The sequence below is a fragment of the Leptospira stimsonii genome (assembly GCF_003545885.1).
GTDB classification, from domain to species: Bacteria; Spirochaetota; Leptospiria; order Leptospirales; family Leptospiraceae; genus Leptospira; species Leptospira stimsonii.
Window position 1 is genome coordinate 103824 of sequence record NZ_QHCT01000007.1, and the last position, 26046, is coordinate 129869.

General features: G+C 44.3%; 12 protein-coding genes and 1 pseudogene. 10 read left to right on the forward strand and 3 right to left on the reverse strand.

Features of this window, described 5'->3' with window-relative positions; all coding sequences use genetic code 11:
* The first annotated feature begins 489 nt into the window (after positions 1 to 489).
* The 5 genes and pseudogenes from DLM75_RS19880 (at position 490) to DLM75_RS19900 (ending at position 9944) form a co-directional block, all read left to right on the forward strand.
* Positions 490 to 1617, forward strand: a complete 1128-nt coding sequence (locus DLM75_RS19880) for an Lcl C-terminal domain-containing protein (protein WP_118970246.1) — start codon at positions 490 to 492, stop codon at positions 1615 to 1617.
* A gap of 140 nt (positions 1618 to 1757) precedes the next feature.
* The gene (locus tag DLM75_RS19885; protein ID WP_118970247.1) at positions 1758 to 5729 is read left to right on the forward strand and encodes a PAS domain S-box protein; all 3972 of its coding nucleotides are present in this window, start codon (positions 1758 to 1760) and stop codon (positions 5727 to 5729) included.
* A 12-nt stretch (positions 5730 to 5741) separates the two neighbouring features.
* Positions 5742 to 6902 (forward strand): helix-turn-helix domain-containing protein, encoded by a 1161-nt coding sequence (locus DLM75_RS19890; protein ID WP_346725316.1) that lies wholly within the window; start codon positions 5742 to 5744, stop codon positions 6900 to 6902.
* A gap of 256 nt (positions 6903 to 7158) precedes the next feature.
* On the forward strand, positions 7159 to 8907 hold the full coding sequence (locus DLM75_RS19895) for a CocE/NonD family hydrolase (RefSeq protein ID WP_118970248.1): 1749 nt from the start codon (positions 7159 to 7161) through the stop codon (positions 8905 to 8907).
* A gap of 140 nt (positions 8908 to 9047) precedes the next feature.
* Positions 9048 to 9944: pseudogene (locus DLM75_RS19900) on the forward strand (tetratricopeptide repeat protein).
* Positions 9945 to 9949: 5 nt separating this feature from the next.
* Here the strand turns inward: DLM75_RS19900 and DLM75_RS19905 are convergent.
* The 3 genes from DLM75_RS19905 to DLM75_RS19915 form a co-directional block, all read right to left on the reverse strand.
* Positions 9950 to 11515 carry a DUF2079 domain-containing protein gene (locus tag DLM75_RS19905; protein ID WP_118970249.1) on the reverse strand — a complete coding sequence of 522 codons (1566 nt, stop codon included), beginning with the start codon at positions 11513 to 11515 and terminating at the stop codon, positions 9950 to 9952.
* A gap of 99 nt (positions 11516 to 11614) precedes the next feature.
* Positions 11615 to 13369 carry an acyl-CoA dehydrogenase family protein gene (locus DLM75_RS19910; RefSeq protein WP_118970250.1) on the reverse strand — a complete coding sequence of 585 codons (1755 nt, stop codon included), beginning with the start codon at positions 13367 to 13369 and terminating at the stop codon, positions 11615 to 11617.
* A gap of 18 nt (positions 13370 to 13387) precedes the next feature.
* On the reverse strand, positions 13388 to 15412 hold the full coding sequence (locus DLM75_RS19915; protein WP_118970251.1) for an oxidoreductase: 2025 nt from the start codon (positions 15410 to 15412) through the stop codon (positions 13388 to 13390).
* A 126-nt stretch (positions 15413 to 15538) separates the two neighbouring features.
* Here DLM75_RS19915 and DLM75_RS19920 point away from each other — a divergent pair, with 126 nt between their 5' ends.
* The 5 genes from DLM75_RS19920 to DLM75_RS19940 all read left to right on the forward strand — a co-directional run bounded on the left by DLM75_RS19920 (position 15539) and on the right by DLM75_RS19940 (position 26022).
* Positions 15539 to 16216 carry a TetR/AcrR family transcriptional regulator gene (locus DLM75_RS19920; RefSeq protein WP_118970252.1) on the forward strand — a complete coding sequence of 226 codons (678 nt, stop codon included), beginning with the start codon at positions 15539 to 15541 and terminating at the stop codon, positions 16214 to 16216.
* A gap of 269 nt (positions 16217 to 16485) precedes the next feature.
* Positions 16486 to 17592: a TMEM43 family protein gene (locus tag DLM75_RS19925; RefSeq protein ID WP_118970253.1), complete on the forward strand. Its 1107-nt coding sequence runs from the start codon at positions 16486 to 16488 to the stop codon at positions 17590 to 17592.
* A gap of 281 nt (positions 17593 to 17873) precedes the next feature.
* On the forward strand, positions 17874 to 21374 hold the full coding sequence (locus DLM75_RS19930; protein ID WP_118970254.1) for a hypothetical protein: 3501 nt from the start codon (positions 17874 to 17876) through the stop codon (positions 21372 to 21374).
* 28 nt (positions 21375 to 21402) lie between these two features.
* Positions 21403 to 24381, forward strand: coding sequence for an Ig-like domain-containing domain (locus DLM75_RS19935; protein WP_118970255.1), 2979 nt, complete (start codon positions 21403 to 21405; stop codon positions 24379 to 24381).
* 561 nt (positions 24382 to 24942) lie between these two features.
* Entirely contained in the window at positions 24943 to 26022 is a 1080-nt protein-coding gene (locus tag DLM75_RS19940; RefSeq protein ID WP_118970256.1) for a T6SS phospholipase effector Tle1-like catalytic domain-containing protein, read from the forward strand.
* Positions 26023 to 26046: the final 24 nt, after the last annotated feature.

Consider the following 26046-nt stretch of genomic DNA (forward strand, 5'->3'; position numbering starts at 1 on the left):
GGAGAAACAAAATTCTTCTTAGATCGGATTTCTCCGTCGATCTTCTTTTTTTCGAAAAGAAGATTCAAATCATTGCATGTCCGTTCTGGGTTGTCCTTCTAAAGTTTCTTGTTCCACAAGTTATATCGCGTTTCGATTGCGATCAATTTTGAAAATTCATTCTTAGATTTTCAAAACATAGATTCGGAAAAAACTGGAAAGGCCGTTTTGCTTTTTTAGAATTCGAAGAACTCCTCGTTCCCGAAGCCATTTCAAATCCCAAATATTCAAACTTTGAATTTTAGAATGGACTGAACAACGGATTTCACATTCTATCCCTTGTTCCTTGAAGACAGACATCGAAAAAAGCATATCCTTTCCAAAAGGTTTGTGAACCAAGTCGAACCCGAGTCAAAACGATGTTGCTTTTTTTGCGATGTCGTTTTATAAAATTGAACTGTTTTGAAAATTTATTGACTAAACTGGATTCGAGTTTGTTGAATAAAGTATATGTTCCGGCCCCGCTTCTTTATAATTTCATTTCTCTTTATTATCTTTTGCGGCACGGGAAAGGAACCTTATAATCCCGCCGTTCCATATTCTCAAGCTTGGAAGGACACGGAGATTCTAAAGTGTCTTCTTTTGCAAGCTCCGAATTGTAACGGATTCTCACCCGGCTCCGATGAAGTTTTTTTCCCAGAGAAGATTTCGGATACCGGACAAACGCTTTGTTATGATACGGCGACCAACATTCCTTGTTCGGATGCGACCTATCCAAGACAGGATTCGGACTTCGTAAATATTCCTTCCGCGAGAAGTTATTCCGGGCCGACCCCACATTCGGTTTATACGAATGATTATACGACATTGGATACGATTCGCGGGTTAGTCTGGAAGACCTGTGCGGAAGGTCTGAGCGGTCCGAATTGTACGATCGGTTCCGCGACTTCGAGTTCTTTCTCTACAGCTCCTTCTACTTGTTCCGCCTTGAATTCACTCAATGCGGGCGCCGGTTATGCCGGGATTCAAACTTGGAGGCTTCCTTCGATCTACGAACTTGCTCGTTTTGCAAACGCGGAAAGTCCGAACGGCGTGGATTCCGTTCATTTTCCGGGAAACCCTGCTATGAGTTTTTATTCTTCCACTCCCTATGCATCCAATCCCTCGACGACGGGATGGTATGTTCAGATGACGGCCGGTTTTTTTAATCAGCTAAATTTTGGAACGGGTCCTTACGCCGTTCGCTGTGTTTCGGGAACGCCCCTTCAATCTCCTTCCCTTACAAATAACGGAAACGGAACCGTTAACGACAATAGAACTGGTTTGATATGGCAGACATCCGGTAGTAGCATCGGAACCTGGCAACAAGCTCTGACCGGTTGCGCCTCTCTTTCTCTTGCGGGTTTGAGTTGGAGACTTCCGAACGCAACGGAATTGCATAGTATCGTAGACTACTCGGGTTCGACTCCTGCCATCAACGCTACTTTTTTCCCCGGAGCCGTTTCTCAATATCATTGGACTTCAACCACGGATCGTTCCAATGTTACCTACGCGCTGGCGTTGTTTTTTACGAACGGACTGATCGGCGGAAATGGAAAAGCGGCGAGCTGGTATTTTCGGTGCGTATCCGGACCTTAAAATCCTAAGTCCGCGTTTATACGAATTCGTTTTAGGGTAAGAAGTTGATAGGGATCGATATTTTCAGAGTTTCGATGTAAAATGATCTTTTCTTTCACGGATCTTACTAAGAAATTACCGTCTTTTACTATGAGTTTTATATGGAAACCCTAGACTCTCACCTTTTGAATTCCGAGTTCTTTCGGCAAATCTTTGAAACGAGTAGAGATGGAATCGCCATTGCAAATCTGGACGGCGTCTTTTTGGAAGCAAACCCGGCCTTTCTTTCTCTCACTGGTTATTCTTTAGAAGAACTTCGGAGCATCACACTCTGGTCCCTCACGCCCGATCACTGGATCGCAAACGAAAAAAGAATTTTCGAAGAATACCTTCTTCCCACCGGTTATTCCCAAGAAATAGAAAAGGAATACATTCGAAAGGATGGAAGTATCGTTCCCATCTGCGTGAAGGCTCACGTCATTCAGGATGATTCTAAAAATCCGATCGCGATCTGGGGAATCGTAAGAGATATTTCCGAACAAAAAAGAAACGAAAACGTTCAACAAAAATTATACCAAGAGGCAAAGGAAGGTTGGGACGCGCTCAAAAGTATTTTTTTGCTCAATCCTCTGCCTATGGCCCTCACCGAAATCCAAACGGGAAAAATTTTGGAAGCGAATCAGAAATTCGCTGAACAGATAGAGTCTACGATCGAAGGGATCATCGGAAAAACAACCTTGGAATTGGGACTTTGGTTTTCGGAAGAAGCAAGAACCACGATTCTTTTGAACATGAAACGAGACGGGTTTGTGGACGGAATCGAAATGCCGTTTCGAACCGTGACCGGCAAGGAATTTTGGGGATTGTTTTCGGCGAAAGCGATCGAATACAAAGGTGAAACGGCGCTTCTTAGCATCACGGTTCCGATGACCGACCGAATCAAAGAGGAAAAGGAAAAACAAAAACTCTTAGACGAGGTCCGTGAAAAAGAGGAAATTCTCAATCAAATCTTTCTCTTAAATCCTTCCTCAATCACATTATCAAAATTGAATGGATCTTATCTCTTTGTAAACGATCTTTTCCTGGAATATCTCGGTAAAAAACGGGAAGAGGTGATCGGGCACAACCCTATTGAACTCGGAGTATATTACGACAGCTCGGATCGTGAAAGAATTCGGATGGCTTTGGAAAAGGACGGAGTCGTTCGGAATCTGGAAGTTAAAATGCAAACTCCGGACGGAAACTTAAAAACGATTCTTTTTTCGGCGAGAATCTTAGAATCTTTTGGAGAGAAAAAAATTCTCGCGATCGGTCACGATATTTCCGAGATCAAGGCATACGCCAAAGATTTAGAATCCCTTGCAGAGGAATTGGAACGACGCAAGAGAACATTTCAGAAACTCTTTCAACTCATTCCTTCCTCTCTCGTCCTGACCGATTGGGAAAATCGAAGGATCATCGATATCAACGAAAGATTTTTGGAAATGGTAAAGCTCGACCGGAGCGACGTGGTCGGAAAGACCACTCCCGAAATCAAAGTTTGGGATAACGCGGCCAATTTTCGAAACGAAGTCTACGAAGCGCTTTCTGAACACGGAGAAGTAAAAAATTTAGAATCTACCTTTACCGCGTCCGACGGAACCGAAATTCCGATTCTTTACTCCGCAAGAATCACGGACTTGGACGGAAAAAAACACGTTATTTCCCTTTCGACCGATATCACGGAAAAAAAGAAAGCGGATGAAGAGCGGAAAGCATTGGATGAAGAACTGATGCTGAGTAAGGATCTTTTTGAAAAGTTGTTTCAACTCAATCCTGCCGCAGTTTCTCTTTCCGAGCTTGAAACCGGAATCTATCGACAGATCAATCAATCTTATTGCGACCTAATCGGTTATACGAGGGAGCAAATCTTAGGGAAGTCCTCTCTCGATTTAGGAATCTGGAGGACTTCGTTTGATCGTGCCGCTCTCATCAAACAATTACAAGAGAAGGGCGGAACCGGTCCGATCGAGGCGGTCATTCAAAGTTCTGACGGAACGCTAAAACACGTGTTATCCGGAAATCGGGTCTTTCAGTGGAATGGAAAACCGATGTTGCTCGCACTTTTGATAGACGTTACTGATAAGAGAAAAATGGAATCGGAACGTGACGAATACTTTGCGAAGATGCAGGAAAGTAAGGACCTGTTCGAAATGGTCTTCGAGATGAATCCGGATACGATCACTCTGAGCGATCTTTTCACAGGCAAATACATTAAAGTAAACGAACATTTTTCTGAAATGCTTCAATATAGGAAGGAAGAAACAAGAGGAAAGAGCGCGGTCGAACTCGGAATTTGGAGCGATCTAAAAGAAAGAGAAGCGGTCGTTCAGAAATTGGAGATCGAGGGTCTCGTTAGAGACTACGAAGTAAGATTCCGAAAAAAAGACGGAAAGTTAGTCGACACTCTCTTTTCGGCGCGAGTCGTAAATTTGGGAAATACGCCCACCGTCATCGCGATCACTCGAGATATCACTCAGATCAAAAACGCGACGAGAGAAAAGGAAGAACAAGCCAAACAGATCGCATTACACGCGCAGGCGTTGATGGAGATGGCGACCGATTCCGAATTTGCTTTCGGAAATTTAGAGATGGGCGCGCGCAAGATCGCGATCATGGCCGCCGAAGTTTTAAATTGCGACAGAGCCACGATATGGATTTTTGATTCGGACGATCTCAGCTCATGGACCGTGGTCGCCGGTTGGGATCGACGAGATCAAAGATTCATCGAAAAAATTCGAATGGATCTGACGCTCTATCCACACTATTCTGAATCCATACTAAAGGATCGATTTGTGGACGCGACTGACGCCGTAAACGATCCGCGCACTTTCGATTTGTCGAAAGATTACTTCATTCCTCTCGGAATCGTATCTTTGTTGGAGGTCCCCTTTTTTCTTAGGGGTAAAATCAAAGGAATCGTCTGTTTGGGACACAGAGGCGAATTGAGAAAGTGGAAAGGTCACGAAAAACAATTCGTATTCACGATCGCGGAACAGGTCACACAACTCTTATTAAACGCAGAGAGAAAAGAAGCCAAAGAAGAATTGGAAAAAGCGGTCCTCGTTCGAACATCCGAATTGGCGCAGGCCTTGGAGAATCTCCAAAAAACCCAGGAACAACTGATTCTTTCCGAAAAGATGGCGGCCTTAGGCCAACTCGTCGCTGGAATCGCGCATGAGATCAACAATCCGTTAGGCGCCATTTCAGCGTTGAGCGGTGAATTGAAAGCCTATCTCAATTCTTCGGCGGATCGAATGGAACAACTCGGTCCGCAACTTTCTTTGGTAAGCGCGGACTTTGTACAAGGTCTTTCTGAAATGATACGAAAAGGAATTGAGAGTAAGGAAAATATTCTTTCCAGAGAAAATAGAAGGGAAGTCCTACATTCGCTTCGCGCACAACTCAAAGCACTCGGATTCGAAAACGGTCACGATATAGCGGATCGACTTTTGGACAACGGAATTCCCCAGGCACTACAAGAGTTTCCGATTCTATTTCAAAATCCGATCCATTATCCTCTCGTAAAGTTTGCCTTGGAAGAAGTTCAAACCTATAAGAATATTTTATCGATACGGTTGGCAGTGGATCGAACGTCAAAGATCGTTTACGCTCTAAAAAATTACGCTCATATCGATGCGGACGAAGCGAGAGGAAAGGTGTTGATCGATCTTGCCGAGAACATAGAAACCGTTCTAACGATTTATAATAATAAAATCAAAAGCGGCGTGGAATTGGAACTCGACTTTCCGACTCGACCGATGATCCAAGCCTACCCGGATGATCTGGTTCAAGTCTGGACCAATCTGATCTATAACTCACTTCAAGCGATGAAGTTCAAAGGAAAGATCAAAATATCCATATCGGAATCGGACAAGGAAGTGAGCGTTTCCGTCGAAGACAACGGCCCCGGGATTCCTCCCGAGATGAAGGAGAAAATTTTCGATCCGTTCTTCACCACAAAAGGGCCAGGAGAAGGAAGCGGATTGGGTTTGGATATCTCAAGAAGGATCGTAAAAAAACACGAAGGAAGAATCGAGCTCCATTCAAAACCGGGTAAAACTATCTTTCATATCATTCTTCCGAAAGGATAATCGAAGCTTCGATTGAATTTGTGGAATCGCGAGGGAAAAAATTCTGGACTGAGAATTCGAATTCCGGTTCTATCTCCTCTCGTGTCCTCCATTCTAACAGAGACCGTCTTTTTTGGCGCCGTATTCGGTTTATTGATCGGATTGGGAGCGCTTCTTAGACCCAACGCGGGAATTCAAAATCGACTCGTTTTTCTTTTGAACTTATGCGGATCTATATTATTCTTTTATGTTTATTTCCTTCTAAAGGACATTCACTTCGAAACACGTTTTTTAAATTACATGTATGTACCTTGGTCTTGGTTTTTGGGGGCTGGAATGTACAGCCTTTTTTCGGCGACCGTTCGGGATTCTTATAGTTGGAAGAAGGACAGGTGGATGTATGTCCCCGGCCTGGTTCTTACGATCCTGATTCCTTTTTGTTCCTTGATTCAACCGGACTGGTTCGGGGATCGACCGGAAGATTTTTTTCATAAGAAAACTACGAGCCTATGGGATCTATTGTTTCTCACAGGATTTTTCATCAATTTAGGCTACTATGCGTTTATCTTTTGGGACACTCGTTCGGTGTTTCGCATTTCTCAATTGAAAAAAGAACCCGGAGGTCGTCTCCTTTTATTGGTGTTAGGCGGAGGCGCGAGCGTTACCATTCTTCTGCTTTCAGCCTATTTGTTAAGAGAACTGGATCTTCTCTACGCCTCCGTGGTAGCGACCACTGTTTATAGCGTAATCGCATATCTTTTCCATCAGAGAATTCCAAAGCTGTTGGGTGAGATCGGCCCTGCAGTGAAAGAAGCATATCAAAATTCCAGATTGGAAAGTGTAGACCTTACCGAGGTGGAATCTCTCTTACATCGGCTTATGAACGTTGAAAAAATATTCCTCCAGGAAGATTTGGATCTTTCCACGTTGGCCGAGCGGTTGAATCTAAAGCCCTATCAGTTAACGGAATTCTTAAATTCAAGAAAAGGAATGAACTTTTCCAAGTTTATCAATTCTTATCGGGTTCAGGAAGCCGCAGAAATTCTCAAATCGGAAGAAGGAGCCAATATCCTTTCGGTCGCGTATCGTTCCGGTTTTAATTCGAAGGCGACCTTCAATCTTGCGTTCAAATCCGTTATCGGGACATCGCCTCGGGATTATTTGAGAATGGCGAGAAAGATTCGATCCGGTTGAGTGATCCAATGCAAAGTAATCTTGGAAGCAGTCAAAACCGGTGATTCCTCTTGCATAGGATTGAACAAACGTTTATTGTTTAAACGAAGCCACGGTTCATTTGGAAAATCCCCCAAAAAGAGATCTTAATTTTAAATCTAAGACCTTTAATTTGGCTCAAATCCGAATCTTAGGCGAATTCTTCGTGTGCGAAGAGTAAACTTCTTCTCCATAAGTGAAAAATGCGTTTTACGCTAAAAGCTTTAGGAGAAAAAAAATGAGAATTGGATTTCGAATAACAAGTGTGTTAAAAGCAGGAAGTGTTTTCTTTCTGCTAACTTTCTTAATGAACTGCGGTAGCGAATCCGCTGACTCGTCGCAAAAGAATCGAGCGGTCTTAGCGGCGTTGATCCCCGGCGCGACAACGGCTCTTTTAAACGGAACTTCGGCACCGAGCCACTTTCAGCAAGGGATCACTTCTTCCCAGGTGGATTCGGCATTTCAAGCGGAGAACGACGGGAGTTTTACTTTTAACGATTCCATCGTGATTCGTTCTGCAGACGGAACTTCTCTCGCGGCAAATCTCTTTCAACCGAAGAATCTTGTATCCGGACAAAAATACCCGACCGTGATTTTTGTAAACAGTTGGGCCTTGAACGAATATGAATATCTCGTCCCCGCCGCAAAACTCGCAAAAAAAGGATACATCGTGTTGAGCTACAGCACTCGGGGGTTCGGGATATCGAGTGGTCTGATCAATACCGCAGGCGTAAAGGATCGTCAGGATTTATCCGCGGTGATCGATTGGCTTCAAACAAACACACAAGTAGATTCTTCTAATATTGGAATATCAGGAATTTCTTATGGAGCTGGAATTTCATTGTTAGGCGTAAGCTCGGAGCCGAGAATCAAAACCGCGGTAGCGATGAGCGGATGGGGAGATCTCAAACGATCGCTTTACGGAAACGACACACCTCGTTTAGTCTGGGGTCTGATTTTGATCGGTGCCGGTTATTTTACGGGAAGAATGGATCCTGTGATCGCCGAGAACTTTGGGAAACTTCTCTCCCATACGGATATCGCCGGCGTTACTACATGGGCGGCGGAACGTTCTCCTGCGAGTTTTGTTTCTCAACTCAACGCCTCCGGTAAACCGGTTTATATATCGAGCAACTTCGAAGACTTCTTATTCAATCCGAATCAGATGCTCGACTACTATGCTTCTTTGACCGTTCCCAAAAAATTGGATATGAACGAAGGCATTCACGCGACTGCGGAGATCGGCGGCATTCTCGGTCTTTCCAATCCGATCTGGGACAACGCTTACGCTTGGTTCGATTACTGGTTGAAAGGAATCAACAACGGAATCATGACGAAACCTCAAGTCTCCTTTCAAAAAAGATTCAACGGACCGAGGGTGACACTTCCTTCCTGGCCTTCTTCAACCGTCTCGGAAAAAACTTATTACTTAAAACCGAGAACTCTGTTTACAGACGGAAAAATTTCCTCTACGCAAAATACGAACAATCAGAATACGGGAATTCTCTCCGGAGCGGATACGATCGCGACCACCGGGATTCCTTTGATTTCCGATATTCTTGCTTCACATCTCGAGGTTCCCGTTACGGCGTCTTTGGATTGGTTGAGCAGAATCAATGGGATCGTCTACGAATCGGATTCTCTTGCCTCCGTCCTGAAAATCAGAGGTAAAATTATCTGGAAGGGTCAGGTTTCTTCTTCATTAGGAAAAGCGAATGTGAATGTTTACTTTTACGATGTAGGAAGTAACGGAGTGGGGAAGTTGATTACTCACGGGACCGCTTCCGTCTATGTTTCCGCGTTTGAAACATCGGATCTCACAATCGACCTGAATGCGGTCGCTTATGACGTTCCGGCGGGAAATAGAATTGCGATCGCTCTGGATACTTTTGATCCTCAATACGCGGTTCCTACCGCGTTGGTCTATGGATTGGATGTAAAGCACAACCCGAGCAATCAATCGACGCTCTCGATCCAAGCGGAATGAGACTTCGATAAATGAAAGTCGAGTCGAAATCCGTTTCGGCTCGTCTTACCTCGTTTTAGAATCCGAAAACAGAAGAGTTAAGACAAATTTTTAATCAATAAAAAGTTGAATTCTTGGGAGAATTCGATTTCTATTGCCTGATGGAAAATAAACTTTTGGACTCGTTTCTTTTCGGTTGGTTTTTTGTAATTGGCATCGTGATTCTTATCGGAAGTTTGCTTTTTCCAAAAACCGAAGAGGTCGTCGATCCGGGGGCAGTTGCAAGTCCTTCCTTTTTTCAACAAATTTCGGATGGGATCGATTCCGTTCTGAAAGAAATGAAGTCGAGTTCGAACACAAATCAATCCTCGAATTCTTCTTCCCCACCTTCTCAAGAACCGGAAGAAGATCCGAACTTAGTTTTCAATCGAGCCTACGACGCTTATGAAAGAGGAGACTATCAGAGCGCGTTAGACGATTATTCCAAATACATCGAGAAGGTTCCCACCGACGCATCGGGGCGCTACAATCGCGGGCTCGCGTTTTATTATTTAAAAAATTATTCGGACGCGGCTACCGACTTTGAAAAAGCCGTCGAGCTTGATCCTAAAAAAGCGGAAGCATATTTATATAAGGGATACAGTCACGAACGATTGGACGATTGTATGCAGTCGATCGAAGATTTTCAGAAAGCCATCGACTTGGGATTCAATAAGAACGCGAAATTGTATCAGTTCAAAGCCCGTTGCGAAAACAAAGAAGAAGACTATGCGCAAGGATTGAAGGACGCGCAGAAAGCGGTCTCCCTGGATAAAAAAGATTCTTACGGATATTTTGAGGTCGCCTACGCGCAATACGGATTAAAAAAATACGCGGACTCGGTCGCCACGTATTCAAAAGTGATTCAGATGAATCCGAAAGATGACGTCGCTTTTCACAATCGTGGTCTAGCCTATGTATTTTTAAAAAAGACCGCATAGGCCTGTAAGGATTTTCAAAAGTCATTGGACCTTGGCTATGAGGATTCAAAGGAAAGATTGAAAGAATATTGTAAGTGAGAAACTTATCGATTTTTATATAAGACAAAGTTTTTTGTTTGCGATACGATTTCGATTTTTTTCTCTTCGATTTCCTTTCGAATTCTTCCTTGAATTCTATCCGAAGAAAGATAAGGAGAATTGTACTCGAGATCAAGAACGATCCATTTTTTGAAATCTCGATTCTCTCGGATCGGATACACTTCGTTTTGAATGGAAACATACGGAGATAGGTGAAAACCTGCGGAAACAACCTCTCCCCACGGGATCGTTTTTAATAGGGTTCTTAATTCCTTTGCTTTTTCTTGATTCGGTTCGAGTCGGATCGGATACTGTCCGTCCCTTCCGTTTCTATAAACGGAAAAGAAAAAAGTCAAAACGAGGAGGATCAGAATTTTTTTCTCTTTCGAAAAAGGGAAGAGACGTAACTTTTCTTCCCTTGCGATCCAGCCTTGAATTTTTTCCGCGCCGTTCTTTAGAATTACGATGAGGAACGGGATCAATGGATAGATATAGTAGCTGTACATTTCTCGGACCCAAGGATGAATCGAGAGTCGAAAGAGGGAATACAAACCGAGGAACGGCAAAAGAATCCATCCGGAGATTAAATTCCATAGACCCCATTCGAAACTTAAATCCCGAAGACCTTTTGCGTATTGTCTGATACTTTCCGGATTTTGAATATAGTGAAAAGCTGAATTCACCGGATTTACTTCCTCGCCTCCCCAGTATTCTTTCCAGTTTCGTTCTGCGGAATTTCCCGCAAAAGAACGGAAATACGGTTGGAGAATCCCGAAATAAAAGAGGCTCGATAGAAAGATACAAACCCATTCTCTTTTTCTTTCCTTATCCGTGAAGATCTGAAAAAAAGAAAGACCTGCCAAATAAATCGAAAGGTCCTCTTTGATTCCTAAAAAAAGTATGAGAGACGGTATCCAAACGAAGGGGTTTCTTTTTTTAATTCCTATCAAAAGCAAAAGAAATAAGACCGGAATCAAAATTTCAAAGTGAAGAGAATGTCCCAAGCGGTAGAAGCTCGAGGATCCGGTCCAGAGTAGAACCGCTACGACGGAGAGTTCTTCGGAGATCGCTGATTCTTTGAGATAGAGGAAGAGTAGGGGAAGTGTGATCGCACTGAAGAAAAAAACTCCGATTCCAAATCCTAATTCCGATCCGAACAAAATCGGAAACGGAGACAAAAGAAGAATGGACGGAGACAAGTGGTGGGAAAGGAAATTCGCATTCTCATTCCATCCGTAATATTGAGTTTCAAATATCCTTCCTTTGAATAGGGTCGACATCATTCTTGCTTGAGCGGTATAGTCCAGGTCTCCGAGCAAAAAAGAGTTCAACGCATTTTCCGTATAATGAATTCCTTCCACAAATACGATCAACGACCAGTATAAAATCCAGAAGTGAGAGGGAATGGGCTTGTAAAGATCGTATTTTTTCTTTTGAAGAATCCAAAAGAAAAAGGCTCCAAAGAGCAAGGTCGCAAGTAAAAAATTACCGGCGATTCCACGGCTTCCCAACCAATACTGAACGGGAAGATAGAATAGAAAAAAAGGATACAAAAAAATGTAAGAAGACATACCGATTTTAGTCCAAGATGAATTCTTCGATTCTAAATTCTCTCGAAAAAAAAGTCTTCCGGATTTTCGATCGTTCTTTCGATCGAATCGTTCCTTTGTTTATTCTGCGTTTTCGATCCTGTAGATGCACGACTTTGCAATCGCAGTGCTATCGATTAGGTAGGCTCGACAGTCGCCCGTCCATCGGTGTAAGGATTCGTGTTCTTGTTCCTTGAGTTTTAAGATAGCCCTTTCATACAATAAACCGCAAAGATATCGGGATGTAAGGACCATTAGATTTTCTGCAACTCTTTCCTTTGTTTCGTCTCGTTCGATGGATTTGAATATTTTGATCGCACTCTCGAGAAGGTTCCATTGTTCGAGAAGAAAGGAAGAAGGTTCTTTTACTTCTTTTTGTATCGTCTCCAGATATTTTCTGAAATTTCCGTCTGCCGTCATTCCGGCGACGATCGCTCCCGTCGCGATTCTTACATGAATCTGACTCGTTCCTTCGTAGATCGTATTGATTCTCGAATCTCGAAACATTCTGGAAACGTCATAGTCTTCCGTATAACCCGCTCCCCCGTGAATCTGAATCGCAAGGTTTGCACACTTATGCGCTTCTTCGGAGCAATAATATTTTGCGATCGGGGTAAGGATGGAGGCGAGATTTCCCCAGGTTTTCACCCTTTCCTCTTTTCGAATTTCACGTTCTTCTTTGTTCGCTTTTTCCATTCGAATCTGATGATGCTGATACATATCCACAACTCTCGCCGTTTCGAAGGTAAGAAGTCTCATTGCGTTGACTTCTCTTTGGATCTTGTGAAGCATTTCGGAAACCGCCGGAATTTCAGCGATCGGTTTTCCGAATTGAATTCTCTCCTCCGCGTATTTTTTGGATTCGTAGAATCCTCCGGCTCCGCCACCGGGACCTCCGGCCGCACTTCCCAGTCTCATAAAATTCGTCATTCCAGCGGTGTACCGAGTAAGTCCAAGTCCTTCTTCGCCTAACAATTCGGCGAAACTATTTTCATAGACAATCTCGCAGGTCGGCGACGCGTGAATCCCCATTTTCGTTTCGATTCCGGCGACGGTAACGTCCGAACTTTTGACTAGGAAAACGGATAAACCCCTTGCGCCTCCGTTTTGTTTTCCGGTCCTTGCAAGAGTCAAAAGGCTCGATGGATAGGGACCGAGGCCGCATCCTTGAGAGATAAATCGTTTGGTTCCGTTGATCCGATAACTTCCGTCCTCGGTCTTTGTCGCGGTCGTTCTTACGTTATTTAGATCCGATCCGAAATCGGGTTCGGTAAGAGCCATAGCAAAGAGCGTCTCACCTAACGCGGCTTTTGCGGCGAATTCCTCGATTTGTTCCTTGGTTCCGAATCTCGCGACGATCTGAGCTAGGTTTAAAAGAGTGACGGTCATACAAAAGGAAACGTCTCCTCTTGCCATAATCATAACAAAAAAGGCACCTACGGTTGCGGGTAACGCAAGTCCTCCCGCTTCTCTTGAAATGGAATAGGACATCAATCCCGTTTCCCGAAACTTTTCGTATATGAATACGGTCTCTTCAGGAAAGATCACTTTTCCGTTTTCGTAACGGAGGTGTTTTCTATCCATGGTTTGTGAAAGTTGAGAAACCTCTTTGCCGAAAAATTCCCCCAAGGATTCCAAACTGGATCTATAAAGTTCGATCGCCTCTGGCACGTTAGAAGGTGCCATTTCCAATCTCGGATCGGCGGTCTTTTTATAGTGTTCGTGATCGAAGAATTCTTCGCCTTCCGTCGCTTTTACGATCGAAGACCAGTCGATCAAATGTTCGAAAAATAGTTTTAGATCTTCGTCATCGGTGAAATAATTGTTGGCTATCATTTTCTTCGTTCCAATTCCTTATGCGCTTTGGGAAACTCGATTTTCTTTTCCGATCGCAAATGCCGCGTTGAGTCCCTCGAGAAAGGCTCTTTCCGCGTCGATTCCCTTTGCGTCTTTTGCTCCACCGATGAGAAAGATTTGTTTTTGGGGATGTAAGGATCGATACGTTTCATAGACTGCGTTTTCCTTTTCCTGGCCCACACAAAGAACGAGGGAATCGCAGGGATATAAAACCTCCTCTCCGTTTTTGAGAATCACTTTGATTCCATCCTTCGTGATTTCTTTGTAGTTGAGTCCCTGAAAAAATTCCACTCCCGATGCTTCCAGTTCCTGCTTGAGAGCCCAAAATGTGGTCGGCCCCAAACCCGCTCCGTGTTTTCCGTTTCTACGAAAGATCGCGACTTCTCGTTTCGAACGGTGCGGTTGAATGACGGCATTCGTATAAGAATCGATATTGTATTTTTTAGAATAAGATTCCAACGTCGGATCGTGATCTTCCGTAAGTTTGTGCGCGACATCCACGCCGATTCCGCCGCCGCCGATCACCGCGACTTTTTTTCCGGGTAAAAATTTCCCTGTCAGATAATCCGTATAATTTCCGTGCGGAAGAAGATCGATTCCGGGAAGATCGAATTCTCTCGGCTTAACCCCGGTAGCAAAGATGATCGTGTCCGCATCGATTTCGTTTAACAATTTGAGATCACAATTCGTATTCAAACGAATCTCGACGCCGAGCGCCGTAAGTTCGTTTTTAAAATACCGGATCGTTTCCTTGAATTCGGATTTTCCCGGAATATTGGACGCGAGATTGAATTGTCCTCCGAGTTGGTCCGATTTCTCTATTAGAATTACCTTATGTCCCAGAGACGCGCTCGCTCTCGCGGCTTCGAGCCCGCCGGGACCAGAGCCGATCACTACGACCTTTTGTGATTTTACGGGAGAGTGTATTTCGTATTCCAATTCGTTGACCGCTCTGGGATTGACAAGACACGAAACGGATTTATCGATAAAAGCGTGGTCTAGGCAGGATTGATTGCACGCGATACAAGTGTTGATACGACTCGACATCCCGGTTTGAATTTTGTTTACGATATCGGAATCGGCGAGAAAGGGTCTAGCCATCGATATGATATCCGCCTGGCCTTTTTCAAAAATGGTTTGCGCCGTGACGGGATCGTTGACTCGGTTCGAAGCGATGATCGGAACACCGGGAGTTTTTTCTTTGATTCTTCCTGCGATGTTGGCCCAGGCGCCTCTTGGAACCAATTGACTAATCGTGGGAATTCGCGATTCGTGCCAACCGATGCCGATGTTCAGAGCGGAAACATTCTCTTTTTTTAATGTATTTGCAAGAAGACAAACGTCTTCGAACGTCGGATTTCCGGGAATCAGATCGATCCCGGACATTCTAAAGATCACGGGAAATCCTTCCGGTAGATTTTTTATCACGGAGCGAAGAACTTCCACAGCCATATTCATTCTTCTTTGCAAATCTCCTCCGAAATGATCGTCCCTTTGATTGGTCACTGCGGAGAAGAATTGGTTGATGAGATAACCTTCGCTTCCCATAATTTCAACGGCACCGAAACCCGCTTCTAAAGAAAGTTTTGCGGCTTTACCGAAATCCTCTACGGTTTTCCAACATTCTTCTTCGGTGAGCGCTCGTGGTACGTATCGATTGATCGGCGCTCGAATTGCGGATGGAGCCACGCAGTTTCTATCAAAGGCGTATCTTCCGGCGTGGAAAAGTTGCGCACACATGATCCCTTTTCCTTTTAAAAGAGAGTTCATCTTTTTTAATTCGTTAGCGTGCTCTGTCGTTTGAATATTAAAGAAGTGTTTCGATCCCCTCGCTTCTTCGTTGACTCCGATTCCGCCAGTAACGATCAGGCCGACGCCTCCTTCGAAACGTTTGCCATAAAAAGCCGCCATTCTTTCCGCCGTTCCGATTTTTCCTTCGAGGCCCAGGTGCATAGATCCCATGATAAAACGGTTGGGGATGGTTGATTTTCCTATTTGAACGGGTTGAAACGCCTTTTCCATGATCGATCTCCGTAGATCTTTTAATTAATTACCACTGGTAATATAAATGAAATCCAGATCAAGAATTAAATTACCACTGGTAATTATAGTCTTGCCGAAAAATAAATCCTGCGGTATATAGTGGATATGCCCGTAAAGAAAAAGGTTTCGCGTCGTCAGCACTTGGGGGTAGGAAGGCCTTTCAAAAAGGACGGAGTTACGGTCCGGGAGGATTTAATTTTGGCCGCGGCCGAACTATTAAAGACAACCCCACTTGAAGAAATCTCCCTTCGAAAGGTCGCCGCTTTGGCGGGGGTGAGCCACGTCGCTTCGTATCACCATTTTGAAAATAAGAACGCGCTCCTCGCGGCGGTAGCTGAAAAAGGATTTCAAAAATATTTCTCTTCGTATCAGAAGGAACTGAAAAAAACGGACAACGATTTTATCGGAAGAATGCGCGCTCTTGGTTGGACCTATATTCAATTCATATTAAATAATCAGCAATTCGCAAGAATTATGTTCGGAGGAGTGGACTTACATCCGGCGCTTTCCGCGGTTTCAAGAAGAACGTATAGGCAATTGCACGAGATCATTCGATTGGGACAACGTTTGGGGGCGATTCGACCAGGTAATACTCGCGAGAAGACCATCGCGGCATGGTCGATGATTCACGGGATCGCGATGCTTTTTCTCGAAGGAAGAATTAAACCGAAGAAAACGGACAAAGAGATGAAGGAATTTATAGAGTCCGTGACGGAATATGCTTACGTCGGTATGACGATGCCTTCTTCCTCTCAAACGAATCGAATCGACGCCAAGGAATGAACTCCCGATTTTTAGCCCTGAACGATCGATCGATTGGATTCCTTTTAAATTAGAGATTTCTTTCCTTTTTACGTGTTTTCGCGTTCGATTCCCATTCTTTCCAACCTGAAATTAGATAAAAAATTATTTACAAACATCCGATTTCCCGGAAACTCTCCAGGCCTCTTATAATTCCTGTCTTTCTATAAGTCGAAATCTTTCGATTTGTCGTTGAGAAAAAGATAAGGATCGGATTGGAGCAAGTTGTAATTCAGAAAGGAGAAAGTTCAATGGCGTTTGAAAGCCCGGACGGAATGTCCTCAACAGAAAGTGTAGGTTTCCTATCACAGATGGGAAATTCTTTTAAGAGTATTCTCACAGGAATTGTGTTGTTACCGGTTTCGTTTATAATCATCTACAACGTAGAAACCTGTGAACAAGCAAGCGCCGCGCTCAAAAATGCCGCGCCCGTGGGAACTGCAAAAGAAGGGCAACCTTCTTACATTACCGGAACTCTAAAAGCGGATCCGCTCAGTGGAAGTTTTGTAAAGAGTGGACCTTACATTTCCTATTCTGCGAGCTCCGAAGTATATGCTTGGGACGAAGAAACCAAAACCGAAGGATCCGGAAGTAACAAAAAGGAAGTACGCAATTGTGTTCTTGAATGGACTTCTTCTCCGGAGAATCCCTCCAATTTTAAATTGTCCGGATGTCGCGCCAAAGCCTTCCATAGAAAATCCGTAAAAGACGAATCTGAATCCGCTTCCGGTGGATCGGTTCTTTCGGACGGAAAATCGTATTCCGTAAATCTTTCCGACGTGGATTTCACTTCTCAAGTTTCTTCCAGAGACGCGAATGAGGATGAGATCAAGACGAACGGATTTGTTTTGGGAGACGGATATCTTTTTAGTTCCAAGTCCTGTGCCGAAGCCGAGAAAGAAGGTTGTGAAAGAGTGAAAGTTTCCGTAACTCCGATTCCAGAAGGTGAGATGACTTTTATCGGAGACATCAAAGGGACAAAGGTCGGTAAATTTATTTCAGCGGAAGGAAATAAATTTTTAAGTGCGAGCATCGGCGGTTTTGCGGAAACGATGAAAGACATTCAATCGGACGACAACACGATGAAATGGGTGGGACGGTTTGTCGGATTCATTGCGATGTTTAGTAGTTTTACTCTGATGGCAGGACCTCTTACGTCTCTTCTGAGTTTCATTCCTTTTGTGGGGGATTTAGGCGGAGGTCTGATCAAGGTGGTTCTTGGTGTGATTGCCTTTGTCCTTACGGCGATCACGATTCTTCTCGTGAAATTCTGGTATATCTGGTTGGTTCTTCTTTTGGGCGCGATCGGATACGCGGTTTATAAGAAAAAATTCGCTCCGGCCACTTCCGGACCGTAATTTTAGAATTCGCTTTTCCTGCGAATTCGGACCGGTTGCTCGAAAAAGGGAACCGGTCCTTTTTTATGCCCAAGCCTTTTTTCTCGTTAATATAACAATCGATATATTAAATATGAGCAAGTTATCATTTTTGTAGCGATTGATATAAAATTTGAACGCTTGATATAAAAAAACATTTGCATATATTTATAAAATAATTAGAATCTAGCATATATATAAAACCCCGTAACGATCGTTACAGGGGAGTGCCTCCAGGGAAACCGAAGAAGAGGATTTTAGGGATGAATTTGAAAAACAAAACAAGACGAAAATCGAGCTGTGCCATAGCGCTTTCCAAAAGTAGACTTCTATCTTATAGAATTCTAATGGTGTTCGTTTTCCTCTTTCTCCTTTCCCTAGGATGCAAACCTCATTCCACAAAATACGATTCTAAGATCTTCTTTGATAATATCGATTCCTACGATGGAATCACTTTATTTACGATTCTGAACGGCTACCCCGTCTTAAAAAGTTTTTTTGTAAGTTTAGAACCGGTCGACTTCAACAAAGCATTGGGAGACAACCTCGCAAAAGCCACGAGAGACGACAATTTAGGAACGCTTCGCGCGACTCAGTCCGCGCTTCTTGTCAGCAGACCGAGTATTCAGGCTCTGAGCACGGATTCCGCTTCCTTGATCGAGAAATTGGAGACCACGAATTCGGACGCTTATAACGCTGTTCAGCCACTTTTTGAAAAGATTCGTTATTATCCGAAGCCGGTTGTTCGAAACATAGTTCCAATTTCGGCTAACGTGCTTCGCCAGGAATATCTTTCCAAAACCAAGGATCAAGTTACACAGTCGATTCACGATTTTTCGAAGGATTTAAAAAGTCAAAGTACGCGAGATCTTCTTGTGGAGATCGAGGACGTCGCTTATAAGGGGTTGATCGCGAACACAAATGCGAGAGCCGGTGTGGAAAGTCTTCTCAACGGATTTTTCGATCCGGTTTTGGTTTCGGATCGTTCTCTCAAGGACGGTTTTATTTCCATCGTCTACGATTTGGGTGAGATGATGTTCAAAAGAGCTGGTTTTTCGGATTTCAAAACTCCGAATACCGCGATGAAGGAACTCGTATTCAATCTGGATAAATATTTTACTGCAGGCGGTGCTCAGTACAACGCCGATTACAGCGATCCGGCTCATCCCGCAGAGCTCAAAGCTTTTATGATGGAGAGTTTTCAAAATGTTCGTACGCTTCTGGATACGGGAGCGATCACAGCGACTCCAGTAAACCTTTTGCAAAAGACTGCGGAGAATCTCAGTCTTTTGGATTTCGGAGCGAAACCTACGAACGTGGACGGATCCCTCAAAGAACTCATCCGAATCGACGTAGACGGAAAGGATCGTGCGTATGACGGAACGAGCCGATCGATGTCCGCTTTGGAAACCCTCTTTGTCGTTCTTACGATCGCTAATAACTACGGGTTTCATTGGGATACAACGGATACGACGAACGATTGGATCGACGGTTCCACGGGGGGAGAGCTGACCGTTGGAGATGCGATTCATTCCCTCAAGTCCGTGATCGGTTCTTCTAGTCCATTCAATTTTAAGAATATTACAAATCTAAGTAAGAGTAGCGGTAAGGTTTATCGGGACGGAGCGGTTCATCAATTCGATATGAACAGCAGGGTTCTTTCCTTACTGGAAGACAAAGCGAGAGGTGTAACCGCACCCATTACCGATCCAACGGCGGGAAACTTCGATCGTGTTTACAATAAGACACTTCCCTGGGCAATGAATTGGATCAAACGAGTGACCTTCGGCGGTTACGGTCCTTACTACAACAAGAATCGAAGAGACGGCGCGGGGAATTATCTTTCTCCGGATGGGACGATCACACGCAATTCCGATCTTTCCGAAACCCTCTTTCAGCCGAGTTGGAATACGCATAGTTATGAAATTCAACTAAATCTTCCCGCACCAAACAACACAAAATATGTCGGTCTGAGAGGAAATTTTCAAAACGGTCCGAACGTTCCGAATACATTCTATACGATCACGGAAATCCCGAAAACGGACGCGCAACGTGCGGTCGATAGCGACGAGGAAGCTTTTTACAAAAATCTTCAATGGTTGTTGTATGAAAAACGTTTCGTCGCCGTTTTGCCGGTTCGTGCTAAGTTAGCCGCAACCGTCGCTTTCGAGGAAGCCCTGTTTATCACCGCGATCGGGAACGGACTTGTGGGAATGCTTAACCTCAAGCCGAACTGTTTGCCGAGCGCTTGTGCGACGGACAACGGACGTTGGACGATCGATAACGCAAATTATGTAAAGGCGTATAACGCCGCCGGTTCGAACCTAACATATCTTTCCAACACTCCGGGTGATTCCGTGATGCTCTTGGAAGGTTGGGGTTTCGGAGCAGATGGACAGCAGGCGTTTCAAGTCACTTTCGTTTATCCGGCTCTCTGGTCCTTGATCGTTCCCAATCCGGATTTGATTTACGGAATGTTACCTCCGGTGATTTCTTTGAACGTTCCCGTATTGGAACGACTGGGTTTTACCACCGCCGGAAAAGTGATCCCGGATCAAGTAAACGCAAACTGGGCTCAGAGAAATACGCTTACGCCCTTGGTTGTCGCATTAGCAAAATCGTTAGACGACCAAGTTTCCGGTCAGCAGACCGCCGGATTTAAGAATCCATATACGATCCTAACCAATCTTGCTGAAATTCTTTCCCGTCCCCTCGTTTTTTTCGGACCCGACACGACTGCGACTTTGCCGACCAATCCGGCTCCTCCTAGTTTTACACAAGTTCGAACCGTCGGTATGGCGGACGGTTTTAGAAATCCGATCGCATCCACGATGGAATATTTTCCTCTTACGAATTCTGGCGCGCAAGAATACAGAACGATCATCAGTGTCCTTTCGGAGAATACGAGACGTTTTCAAGACGGTGCTTTGAATCTGATCGGGAAAACACAACTTCTTACCGGGCTCGTTAAATTCGTCGGACAGTTGGGTCAACCGTCGAACGTGAACGTCAAAGTGAAAGTTTTCAACGGACTCAAGCTGATCATGGGTGAGATTAAGTTCACGGCGGAAACTCCTACCGCGACTCAATTTAACATAGAGACCAAGTTTACGGAATGGAGAGACAAGGTAGCAAACTATCCGACAGTCAATGGAACGAATATTTTCGATCCTCTTTGGGTCGGAGTGGACGACGTCGTCAATCTTTTCAAAGATTATCTTTCGAGAAGTTCCGGTTGGTCCATCGTGGCGAGTTTGGATTTTCTCTTCGATCTTTTGTTGGATATTTCTCCGAGTAGCTCCGATATCACACAACTCTTGAATTTGGCTTCTTCTCTTTTTTACAATCCGGATAATACGAGATCATACACGATCACCAATATTCTTACACAAAGCCTTCCTCCTGTTTTAGATGCGATGGCGCCTTACGGCAGACCACTTTACGGTACGGGTTATTATCTCGCGACGAGCGGCGGATTCTTCTCTTATCTCGAGAATCGAATGTTTATGAATCCCGCCTTCACTACGAAGGACCTGTTTTCGGATCTTAAGAATTTTCTAAGATCCGATATCATTCAGAACAAAGAAGATACGAACCGTTCGTTTCTGTATGCAACCGGAACCTTGATTCAGCAGATGGCGGACATCTATCAGGCGGGAAGAAAGTTTAGTCCGGTAGGTTTTTATATGTATGACAATTGGAACGACGACCAGCCGACGTCGACGCTTTGGGATGATATGAACTTTATGTTTTCGGTGCAGTGATAAAGAAAGAGGATTGGTGTAAAAAGAGATGAACAAAAAAAGAAAATCGATCTTAGCGGTAATTTTTATAGTTTTGATTTCTCTAAACGTTGGATGTAATTCGGATAAGAAGGCTGGTTCTCCCCTGAACAGCGTCCTTTCCTTGTTCGGACTTTCTACCGATACCACGGTTTCGGCTAACGTGGTGGCGCCGTATACGGAGACCGACACTCCTACCAGTCTTCCCGCAAATTTCGGAGCGGTCGCTCCGGAAGCGACTCTTTATATCGCATCGACTACGGATGTGGATCGTTACAAAAGTATCGAAATTCGTTTTTCTCATCCGATGAATAAAACGACAGTACAAGCCGATTTGATCTTATCTCCAAGTGCGGGGATTCTTCCCGGACCGGGAAAGGGCGGTACATTCTATTGGGCGTCCAGCTCTCGTTTGATTTTCGATCCGTATCGGGAATTTAAGACGAACGAACAATATACTCTTTCTCTCACCAATAATTCGAAGACGATCGACGGACAGGACCTGACCAGTTATTCTCAGAGTTTTACCACCGAACCGGATTATCTGATGACGAGTAAGATTAATACGACAAACACGTTAGGCGGAACGAACGACATCACGTTCAATAAGGCGACGACTCCGACCTTGACTTTAACTTCTACATTTACGAATCCGCTTACCGGAAGCAATTCGATTCAATCCATCAAGCTCAAACATATGGGTGATACGAATACGAGCGGAATCGACATCTGCTCCGCGCCTCCTTGTCCAATGAACACCACGTTGACGACGAACCTGACTACGTCTGCAATTCCTCCGTTTATCGGCGGTAACGTTTATTACTACGAAATCACCGTAGCCTCGGGAAAAATATTCAAGAGGTTTGCTACGTTTAACTACGGTAATGTGAACTCGACTCCGGACAATATGATTGTAAACGGAGGTTCGATCATTCTTGATCAGGCTCAGGCGATGCCGTTTTTATCCAAAGTATTGGAAAGGTTTACTGCGGGGAATTTTAAGGTAAACGGAAACACGTTCAATCAGTTTGCCGATTCTCCAAAAACTTCTACGCGACGATCTTCCTATTGTATCGATTACAGTGGAATCGGAAGTTTCGCGATGCCTCAGTATATTCGGAACTACGGAGATTCCGCCACGGGTTTTGGAGACGGTTATTGTGGAGGGGCAGGGGAGAATCCGGGAGGTTTTACTCAAGAAGGTTGTGCGACTCTGATCTTTACGAGTTGCACCGACTTTGATATCGACGTTTACATTACAGGGATCACGATTTATACCGGAGTCGCCGGCTTTCCCGCGTTGAAAAACATCGGCGTCAACATGGTCGCAAACAACACCGGAGAATTGGGATTTCAGTTCAAAGGAAAAACTCTCGCCGTGGACATGGTGATGATCGCAAGAAGTCGAGGTTCCTTATTTCTCGTCATCGGTTCGGGAAACAGATTCGTATTTTCAACAACGGCGTATTTGAATTACAATGATTCTCCGCCTGCTGATAGAAACACGACGGGGAAGGCGAGTCTAACGATCGATTCCAACGGCGATACGGCTTTGAATATATTCACTCCGATCACTACTCTTTCCAATTTCGATACGACCGATTGGTCTAATAATCTCACCGTAAAAGATAGGGACGGAAGAGTGAACCAAGTGAAGTTGGAGGCGACAACGAGCGGACTCGCAGGTTGGCTCGCGGGAACAACGGAAGGGGCCGCGAATGGAATGGTTCCGGCGTTGACTCCGCTCATCACAAGATCGATGTTGCGAAACTTCATAGAAGATGTAGCGCCATCGGTATTGAATTCTATCATCGGATCTTTGAAAACACCCGGAGTGGACATCGCACTTCCTTCTTATTTACCTGCTCCGCTTGCGAATTTTCCGTTGAACATTAAGATTAAGTTGGGAATGGATTCTCAGGTGAGAGTGACGGGTTCCAATAGAGGAATCGTCGGATCGATCGATCTCGGAATTACGGCTAAGAATCCGATCGGTTCTCCGAGAACACACCAGGTCACGAGCGGATTCGTTGTTACAAAACCGAACGGAGCGATGAGCAATCTCTATCAGTTTTCCCAGAGTGCGGCTAACCCCGGTTTGTTGCTTTCCCTAACGGTGGATTCGATCACACAGGCCGCCTATCATCTGTGGAAAAACAGAGCATTGGACTTGAACATCGATAAGACATTCATCGATACGATCAAACAATATGCCGGGACCGATCCTCTATTTCAGCTAACGGAGTCTTTGATCAAAGTCGCACCGATCGTAAATATTCTCGCACCCGGGAGAGACAATCTCGTCGGAATCGATCCGACCACGGGAGTGCTTGTTCCTGCGATCAACGGAACCGACGATATCGTCATATCCGTTAGTCCGATTCACGCACCGAATGGAACTCTAAAACCAGTGGTTGGAACCGCGAAACCGAAATTGGAAGTAAATTTCACGGATATCCAGTTGTCGATTAGAGGAAAGAGACCGGACAATTCCACGTATCTGATCAGTACCGCGAGAGCGAGTTTGAAAGGACTTGCCGATTTCGACTTTGTAACGTTCTCCAATCCTACGAATAATCCGGCGTATGCGAATTTGAATGCGCTAAAGATCGTGATCTCCAACGGTCCGAGTTTATCTTACACGTTAGACATCTTGGAAGGTTCCTCCGGTGCGGGGGCGCCGAATCCGTTCGGTTTGGATCCAAAGGGAATTTTGGCCGTTGTGGATCCACTCGTACCTTCTTTGATCGTTCCTCTTGTCAACAACGTATTAAAGGAGATTCCGCTTCCTCCATCCATCTCTCTTCCCGCGTTGACACATCCCACAAACGGGACGGCTTGTGGAATTATCGCAAAGACGACGCATTCGATTCTTCAAACGCTACCGATCGTTGATACGGAACCCTATCCATACGTGTTCGGCGGATTGAAACTCAATCCGAGCGGACCTGCCATCAGCGATCCTGGCGTATTGATTACCTGTCCTTAAGATTTGGAATCGATAAGAATTCTTAAAAAAGGCCGCAGTCAAAAGCGGCCTTTTTTTATGATAAAAGATAAATTTAGAAGAATTGAATATAGTTGAGATGCTTGCTGTTGCGACTGAGTGCGAGTTCATGGAAATGTGATCGAAGAATCAGTTTTACATCGGGTATTTTGCATTCGCGAACGACTTGCAAAAATATCAAAATGAGATCGCTTTGAAATTCTTCCGGCTTGCGGGCTTATGGTTTGTTCCAATATAAGCTTTGCTTCCCTTGATAATAAAATGAATTTTCGATAGATTCTTTTGGAATCAATCGAATGAATTTTGTCCGGATTCTCCTTTGAATTTCTAATCCTTCCACATTTTTAGAGAAAAATATTTTTCACTCTTACGGTATTATGTCGTTAGGATCCGCAATCGAGGAAAGGGAAACGATTTCTGTCTATTCTGTTTATGACGAATTGTTATCTAAACAATATTAAAATTACATTAAGAAATAAATTATTGATAATAATTGTAAATATTATACTATTCTAACCTATTTACAAACTATGTGAGTTGGGTATGAAAAAAATAGTATTGTTTTGTGACGGAACCTGGAATGATCCGGAACAAACGGATGACGGGGTTCTTGCCGTAACGAATGTTCGAAAGCTCTTTTTGGCGTTTCAAAACGGAAATCCGGAAATTCATCCCCGTCCTTATTATGACAAAGGAATCGGCACTAGCGGCAATGTGCTTTGGCAGATACTTGCCGGGCTTTCCGGTACCGGAATTTCCGAGAACATCAGGCAAGCGTATCGATTTATCATCAAAAATTATGAATTTGGAGATGAGATCTTTCTTTTCGGTTTTAGCCGAGGTGCGTTCACGGTTCGAAGTTTGGCCGGTTTGATCCGAAATTGCGGCATTTTGAAAATGGAAGAAGGTGAGAAATTAAAAATAAAAGTAAACGAAGCCTACGAAATATATCGATCCAGAAAGCCGAAGGACCATCCTAATTCGGAAGAATCCAAACGATTTAGAGAAAGAGAAAGTTGGCCCGAGGCGGACCTGTCTCCGGTTAGGTTTATCGGAGTCTGGGATACGGTAGGGGCTTTAGGCATTCCCATTACTTACACGATCAATCCTCTTTGGTGGAGGAACCGATTTCATGATACTCTCTTGAGTTCTAAAATTCTTTATGCATATCAAGCTCTCGCTATTGACGAAAGGAGATCTCCTTTTCGACCGACCTTATGGCAAAAAGATAAGAAGGATATCAATCAGACAATGGAACAGGTTTGGTTCGTAGGAGTTCACTCGGACGTTGGAGGAGGTTATAAGGACTCTCAATTATCCGATATCGCCTTGCAGTGGTTAAAGGAAAAAGCAGAAAGTTGCGGCCTTACGTTTGCATCGATGGAGATAAATCCTAGTTCGTTTGGAACGTTGCATGATTCTGCCTCCTGGTATTTGCCTTCCTCTGAAAGGCCGATAGGCGAAGAGAAGAATACGGACTTCGAAACGAACGAGACGCTTCACGAATCGGTTTTGCAAAGATACGCTAAGGATTCTTCTTATCGTCCGAATAATCTGGAAACGTATCTGCAAAAACATTCGAGTCTTAAGTCCGCATTCGTTACGGTTTCATCAAGAATTTGAATAAGTTAGTATATTCATGTTCTT

What these genes read in the sequence shown, in the direction of transcription:
- DLM75_RS19880 (WP_118970246.1), top strand. Translation starts at nt 490, where the DNA reads ATGTTCCGGCCCCGCTTCTTTATAATTTCATTTCTCTTTATTATCTTT.
- DLM75_RS19885 (WP_118970247.1), top strand. Translation starts at nt 1,758, where the DNA reads ATGGAAACCCTAGACTCTCACCTTTTGAATTCCGAGTTCTTTCGGCAA.
- DLM75_RS19895 (WP_118970248.1), top strand. Translation starts at nt 7,159, where the DNA reads ATGAGAATTGGATTTCGAATAACAAGTGTGTTAAAAGCAGGAAGTGTT.
- DLM75_RS19905 (WP_118970249.1), bottom strand. Translation starts at nt 11,515, where the DNA reads ATGTCTTCTTACATTTTTTTGTATCCTTTTTTTCTATTCTATCTTCCC.
- DLM75_RS19910 (WP_118970250.1), bottom strand. Translation starts at nt 13,369, where the DNA reads ATGATAGCCAACAATTATTTCACCGATGACGAAGATCTAAAACTATTT.
- DLM75_RS19915 (WP_118970251.1), bottom strand. Translation starts at nt 15,412, where the DNA reads ATGGAAAAGGCGTTTCAACCCGTTCAAATAGGAAAATCAACCATCCCC.
- DLM75_RS19920 (WP_118970252.1), top strand. Translation starts at nt 15,539, where the DNA reads ATGCCCGTAAAGAAAAAGGTTTCGCGTCGTCAGCACTTGGGGGTAGGA.
- DLM75_RS19925 (WP_118970253.1), top strand. Translation starts at nt 16,486, where the DNA reads ATGGCGTTTGAAAGCCCGGACGGAATGTCCTCAACAGAAAGTGTAGGT.
- DLM75_RS19930 (WP_118970254.1), top strand. Translation starts at nt 17,874, where the DNA reads ATGAATTTGAAAAACAAAACAAGACGAAAATCGAGCTGTGCCATAGCG.
- DLM75_RS19935 (WP_118970255.1), top strand. Translation starts at nt 21,403, where the DNA reads ATGAACAAAAAAAGAAAATCGATCTTAGCGGTAATTTTTATAGTTTTG.
- DLM75_RS19940 (WP_118970256.1), top strand. Translation starts at nt 24,943, where the DNA reads ATGAAAAAAATAGTATTGTTTTGTGACGGAACCTGGAATGATCCGGAA.